The organism is Cycloclasticus sp. (assembly GCF_019090545.1).
Lineage (GTDB): Bacteria > Pseudomonadota > Gammaproteobacteria > Methylococcales > Cycloclasticaceae > Cycloclasticus > Cycloclasticus pugetii.
In genome coordinates this window covers 55,068-61,478 of record NZ_JAHRVT010000041.1, presented here as the reverse complement: position 1 = coordinate 61,478, position 6,411 = coordinate 55,068, and the positions used below count along the sequence as shown (strand labels likewise).

Sequence of the window (6,411 nt, the reverse complement as noted above, 5' to 3'; positions counted from 1 at the left end):
CTAAGCCTGTAGAAGCTAAGCCTGTAGAAGCTAAGCCTGTAGAAGCTAAGCCTGTAGAAGCTAAGCCTGTAGAAGCTAAGCCTGTGGAGCCTAAACCTGTTGAGTCATTAACCAAAGATCAACAGTAATCACACACTGTCAAAAAAAGTAGTTAAAACGTTATAAACCAATAAAGGCCTCAGCAAAAACTGGGGCCTTTATTGGTCTTCTAATCTTATAAACCGAACAAACTAAGAGTCACTGTGCTGCTTTAAGTTGAATCGCTACTACATCGCCTCTGACACAGGTTATGCCATCACTTTGTAACTCTGTTTTAATAAAATATTTTCTACCCTCAACCTTTTCCACTGTGGCACGTAATTCAACTTCCCTCATCGGAACTGGTTTTATATAGCGAAGGTTCATTGAGCCGGTCACCATCTGAATGCTTCGGTCGTATTTATCATCATTTCCGACCTTTTTATGAGCATACGACAAGGCTGTATTGACTGAGTGACAATCAATTAAACTGGCAGAAATTCCGCCATACAAATAATTTGGCGGCCCAATCATGTATTCCTTAGGCGTCCATTGGCAAACTACTTCGTCACCTTCCCAATGACTTTCAATTTGCAAACCATAAGGGTTATCTTGCCCACAACCAAAACATCCATTGGGTCTCATTTTTTCTTGTATTGATATTTTTTTCATAACATCCTTTATATAAGCGCTTCAATTAATAACTAACGAGTTGTTGTTTTTCTAGATACCGCGAATCATAAGAATAACAAAGTCTATTATTTTTCTTAGACTAATTTAAAGCCCAAGCTTTTGTCGCCATAATTTCAACGAGGTTCATGAACAAGCAATAGGAGCCTGAATATGAGCCCTGTATAAAAAACCCCAAGCATAACGACTGACATCCGTTTTTTTCTCTTGCCAAGTCACCTAACGATTTTTATTGTCAGCATCCCTAGGTACTTTTTTATTCGTTGCATAAAGAGTTTTTATCAATTCTTTATTGTCTGCGTGGTTATTAAGAAAAGCTTTAACTCGTCCTGTTAATATTCACTGGTAACCACTCAAGCTATCATTATTCTCGTGTCCATTTGTATTAATTCACTGGATAAACAACATAACAATTGTTAGAATTTCAGGTTTATAAAAAGACTATTTAGCCTCAACAAAACCTGTACAGGAGTTAATATAAATGAGCACCAAAAATGAGCGATTTAGCGGCCCAGGCCCTGATCAAATCTACGATGATTTTTTAAAAAAAGGTGTTTTTTCCTTACCAAAATGTCAAGACTGCCAAGAATTTCATTTCTTCCCTCGAGTCGTTTGTCCTCATTGCGGTAGTTTTAACCTTGAATGGACAGCGGTCAGCGGAAAAGGTGAAGTTTATTCAACAACAACCGTTCGACGTAAGCCCGAACGCGGCGGTAATTACAATGTATGTCACGTCACATTAGAAGAAGGCCCTCGCCTGATGAGCCGCGTTGAAGGTGTTGACCCATTAGATGTAAAAATTGGTGATCAAGTCAGCGCCGTTATCAAAAATGATGAAGACAGTTCTTTTATTGTCTTCGTACCAGCACAGGGAGTTTAAAAGATGTCACATGAATTAAGAGGTTCATCTGCGGTTGTTGGCGTTGGTTTGGCCGGTTGCGGCGAAGCTCATGGGAGAATGCCATTAGATATCCTAGCCGAGGCTACGCATAACGCGTTAGATGACGCTGGCTTAAAACTATCCGATGTAGACGGTATTTTCACCGGTTCGTCTTATCATTTTATGCCGGCATTGAGTACAGCAGAGTACTTAGGCATCAAACCGCGTTTTTCTGACAGCAGTATGGTGGGTGGTTCATCATTTGTAGCGCATACACTAAATGCTGCTATGGCCATTAAAACAGGCCAATGCGATGTTGCTTTAATTTGTTATGGCAGTAATCAACGCACAGCCGGTGGCAAATTGGCCACCATGTCTGAACAACAAATTTATGAAGCACCTTATAAACCCCGTTATCCAATAAGCTCCTACGCACTCGCTGCGGCTCGTCATATGCATCAATACGGTACAACGCGTGAACAAATGGCTGATGTAGCTGTTGCAGCTCGTCAATGGGCGCAATTAAACCCGGCAGCCTTCGCTCGCGATGAACTTACTCGCGACGATGTGCTTAATTCACGCATGATTAGCGACCCTCTTTCCTTACTAGATTGCTGCTTAGTAACCGATGGTGGTGGTGCTGTTATTATGGTATCGAGTGAACGGGCAAAAGATTTTCCGAATAAACCCGTTTATGTATTAGGCACTGGTACCGCTCACTGGCATCGTCAAATCACTCAAATGCCGGACTTAACAACCACCGCTGCCGTAGACGCTGGAAAGCGTGCGTTTGCAATGGCCGGTTTAACAAAAGACGATGTTGATGTAGTTGAGCTTTATGATGCGTTCACCATTAACACTATCCTTTTCCTTGAAGACTTAGGTTTCTGCGCTAAAGGTGAAGGTGGTGCTTTTGTCGAAAATGGTAATATTGCACCCGGCGGTAGCCTACCAGTTAACACCAATGGTGGCGGTCTATCATGTGTCCACCCAGGTATGTACGGCATCTTCATTCTTATTGAAGCCATTCAACAACTACGTGGTGGGTGTGGCGCACGACAAGTTGATAACCCAGAAGTTGCTCTGGTTAACGGCAATGGTGGTGTACTATCCAGTCAGGTAACAACAATTCTAGGAACAGAGGCAGTTTTATAGTATGAGTAACCCTTCTTTAAACGGCATAAAAGTCGTTGATTTATCACGCGTTTTAGGCGGCCCCTTATGTACTCAAATTTTAGGCGACCATGGCGCAGAAATTCTAAAAGTTGAACCTCCCGCAGGTGATGAAACCCGCGGCTGGGGCCCTCCTTATCATGAACGTGGAAGTGCCTATTACGATGGGGTTAATCGTAATAAAAAAGGCATTGCCTTAGATATGCGTCAGCCTGAAGCACACCAAATTCTATTCCGCTTACTTGAAACAGCAGATGTTCTTGTTGAAAATTTTAAGGTTGGCACACTCGAAAAATGGGGTATAGGCTTTACTGATGTATTACAAAAGAAATTCCCTCGCTTAATTCATTGCCGTGTAACTGGTTTTGGCAGTAATGGTCCCTACGCTGGTTTCCCTGGTTATGACGCCGTTGCTCAAGCCACATCCGGCTTAATGAGTATTAACGGTGACGCTGATCGCCCACCTGTTCGAATTGGTGTGCCTATCGTTGACTTGACCACCGGCATGAATGCAGTTATTGCGATATTATTAGCCTTATATGAGCGAGAAACTTCTGGGCTAGGCCAATCAATAGAAGTCAGTTTATATGATACAGCGGTGAGCTTAATTCACCCGCATGCCGCCAACTGGTTTTTAGATGGTAAACCACAAAAACGCCTCGGTAGCGCGCATCCAAACATCACACCTTATGACCTCTTCCCTACCGCTAATGGGATGTTGTTTCTAGGGATTGGTAATGATCGTCAGTTTGCTGGTTTATGTAAAGAATTAGGTCACCCTGAAATAGCACAAGATCCACGGTTTACGATTAATGCTAACCGCGCCAAAAATAAAGCTGAGTTGCGCGTTATTCTTGAAGATTTACTGGCTGACCGCGATGGCAAAGCGATGACCGCAGAATTAATGAGCAAAGGTATTCCTGCTGGCGCAGTACAAACGGTTGAAGATGCTTTGCAGCACCCGCAAACTAAAGCAAGAGAAATGGTCATAGAGTCGGGCGAGTACAGAGGCACAGGCATTCCTATAAAACTGTCGCGAACACCGGGGAAATTTAAATGCCGCCCTCCCCAATATGGTGAAAACAATACCGAAATATTAACGGATGCCGGCTACAGCCCAGAAGAAATAGAGCGCTTTAAAGAAATGCAAATAACATTAGAAAAACCACGCAAATAACTGATAAATAATTGTTTTTTTATATAAAATGAAAAGCTTAGCTATTATTGCTCATGCACCCTCGCCGAATATAAAACGGATGATAAATGCCGTCTTAAAGGGTGCAAATAGTGATGAGGTAAACGGCGTCGAAGCTATTTTTATACCCGCGCTAGAAGCAAAAGCAGAAGATGTAATCAATGCAGATGCATTAATTTTAGCTACCCCAGAAAACTTAGGTTATATGAGTGGTGGCTTAAAGGATTTTTTTGATCGTAACTATTATCCGTGCATGGATAAGACAGAAGCCATGCCCTGTGCAGTCCTTATTCGTGCAGGCAATGATGGCACTGGCACAAAACGAGCGATTGAATCTATTTTAACCGGCCTACGATGGAAAGTTGTTCAACAACCGCTTATTTGTCGTGGTGATTTTAAAGAAGAGTTTATAAACCAGGCAGAGGAGCTCGGGCTTTTTATGGCTGCCAGCTTAGAAGCAGGAATTATTTAATAGATAATGGATCATGAACTTCTCATACACTGATGAACAAGACGCCATTCGGGACGCTATAAAAAAAGTCTGCGAGCCATTTACTGATGATTATTGGTTAAAGCGCGATCAGCAAGGTGGTTTTCCGCATGACTTTTACCAAGCAATGGCAGAAGGTGGCTGGATGGGAATTTGTATTCCTGAAGCTTATGGTGGTTCAGGTTTAGGTATTACCGAAGCTGCCATTATGGCGAGTACCATTGCTGAATCAGGAGCGGGTATGTCTGGCGCATCAGCCGTTCACATTAATATTTTTGGCTTAAACCCCGTTGTCGTGTATGGTACCGAGGAGCAAAAAAATCGCATGCTACGACCCATGGCTGAAGGTCGCGAAAAGGCTTGTTTTGCTGTTACTGAACCGAACACCGGATTGAATACGACGCAGCTTAAAACCTTGGCTATCCGTAAAGACGACCGTTATATTGTTAATGGGCAAAAAGTATGGATTTCCACTGCGCAAGTGGCTGATAAAATCTTATTATTAGCACGAACAACTCCTTTAGAAGACGTTAAAAAACCTACGCATGGTTTAAGCCTTTTTTATACCGACTTCGACCGTAATAAAATTAGCGTTCATGAAATTGAAAAAATGGGGCGCAAAGCGGTTGATTCAAATGAATTATTTATTGATGGCCTAGAAATACCGCTTGAAGACCGTATTGGCGAAGAAGGAAAAGGCTTTGAATACATTCTTCATGGGATGAACCCTGAACGTATTTTAATTGCAGGAGAAGCCATAGGCCTTGGAAGGGTTGCGCTAAAAAAAGCAACCGATTACGCTAAAGAACGTAATGTTTTTAATCGCCCCATTGGCCAAAACCAAGGCATACAACACCCATTAGCTGTGTGCTGGTCTGAGTTAGAAGCTGCTTGGCTGATGGCCATGTCGGCTGCTTGGCAATATGATAATAATCAACCCTGTGGTGCAGCGGCTAATGCAGCTAAATATTTGGCTGGAGAAGCAGGTTTTCATGCTTGTGAAACAGCCGTTATGACTCACGGTGGTTTTGGCTACGCAAAAGAATATCACGTTGAACGCTATCTTCGTGAATCAATGATACCAAGAATTGCCCCTGTCAGTCCTCAGCTTGCCTTATGTTATATTGCAGAACGCGTATTAGGTTTAGCTAAATCGTATTAACCATTATTAGGTAATCAACCTAGTCATCTAATGTACGTTTGCCGGTATACGGCACTGTGTCTTCAATGTGCGAGTAAATAAATGGTGCAATGGGGTGTTCCCTTTCTTCACTTATATGGCCTAGCAGACCAGCACTGCGAGTCACTACTGCTATACCACGCATCACATCCCATGGCACACCAATTTCTGATAACACGACCGCTATCGCACCGGTTGCATTAATGGTTAAGTGCTTGCCGTATACCTGATCAACCGTTTTAGATAGTGTAGTAACAATATCTATATAATGCCCCTCTACACCTGCTTGACGAGCTATTTCAAAGAGTCGCGGCGTTCGCGGGTCATCTGGTTTGTGAAAGGGGTGACCAAACCCGGGGATTGCTTGGCGTGTTGCTTTGAAGCCGTTCACAATGCGTAAACAACTGGCCTCTAACCCTTCTTCTGCGGTGATAATATCTTGTAAATTCTTAGCCATGCCTTCCATTGTGCCCACTAAGCCACTACCAATTCCCTGTAAACCTGCCGAAATAGCTCCTTGAACCGATTCTGGGGCTGCCATTATTGTCAATCGAGTGGCTATCGCGCTGGGCGTTAAGCCGTGTTCCATTAAGGTAACCAAAACAGCATCGAAAATAGCTATTTCTCCCTTGCTAGGCATGCGTTGCATCAAATGTAAAAAGAACATCTCGGTAAAACTAACATGCCCCATCAACTCATTAACCAGATCTTTGTTTCGAACCAGAATTTGTTGCTCATTTGTGGTCGATATTTTCGTTTCAGGTGTTAAGTGCTTTGCCATACAT

Annotated in this window: 7 protein-coding genes; 5 read left to right on the top strand and 2 right to left on the bottom strand. The window is 42.9% G+C overall.

Annotation, left to right across the window (positions count from 1 at the left end):
* Positions 1–237: 237 nt before the first annotated feature.
* The gene (locus tag KUG63_RS10475; RefSeq protein ID WP_015005988.1) at positions 238–690 is read right to left on the bottom strand and encodes a PaaI family thioesterase; all 453 of its coding nucleotides are present in this window, start codon (positions 688–690) and stop codon (positions 238–240) included.
* Positions 691–1,189: 499 nt separating this feature from the next.
* On the opposite strand from KUG63_RS10475, the gene KUG63_RS10470 reads away from it, so the two are divergent.
* Genes KUG63_RS10470 through KUG63_RS10450 form a run of 5 tightly spaced genes read left to right on the top strand, consistent with a single transcriptional unit; the run spans position 1,190 to position 5,608 of the window.
* Complete coding sequence (locus KUG63_RS10470) at positions 1,190–1,588, top strand: Zn-ribbon domain-containing OB-fold protein (RefSeq protein ID WP_015005989.1); 399 nt, start codon at positions 1,190–1,192, stop codon at positions 1,586–1,588.
* Between the two features lie 3 nt (positions 1,589–1,591).
* Complete coding sequence (locus KUG63_RS10465; protein ID WP_015005990.1) at positions 1,592–2,743, top strand: thiolase; 1,152 nt, start codon at positions 1,592–1,594, stop codon at positions 2,741–2,743.
* Between the two features lies 1 nt (position 2,744).
* Positions 2,745–3,938 (top strand): CaiB/BaiF CoA transferase family protein, encoded by a 1,194-nt coding sequence (locus KUG63_RS10460; RefSeq protein ID WP_015005991.1) that lies wholly within the window; start codon positions 2,745–2,747, stop codon positions 3,936–3,938.
* 28 nt (positions 3,939–3,966) lie between these two features.
* Complete coding sequence (locus KUG63_RS10455; protein WP_015005992.1) at positions 3,967–4,428, top strand: flavodoxin family protein; 462 nt, start codon at positions 3,967–3,969, stop codon at positions 4,426–4,428.
* Positions 4,429–4,441: 13 nt separating this feature from the next.
* Entirely contained in the window at positions 4,442–5,608 is a 1,167-nt protein-coding gene (locus KUG63_RS10450; protein WP_015005993.1) for an acyl-CoA dehydrogenase family protein, read from the top strand.
* A gap of 19 nt (positions 5,609–5,627) precedes the next feature.
* Here KUG63_RS10450 and KUG63_RS10445 read toward each other — a convergent pair whose 3' ends face one another.
* Positions 5,628–6,407, bottom strand: a complete 780-nt coding sequence (locus KUG63_RS10445) for a citryl-CoA lyase (RefSeq protein WP_015005994.1) — start codon at positions 6,405–6,407, stop codon at positions 5,628–5,630.
* Between the last annotated feature and the right edge of the window lie 4 nt (positions 6,408–6,411).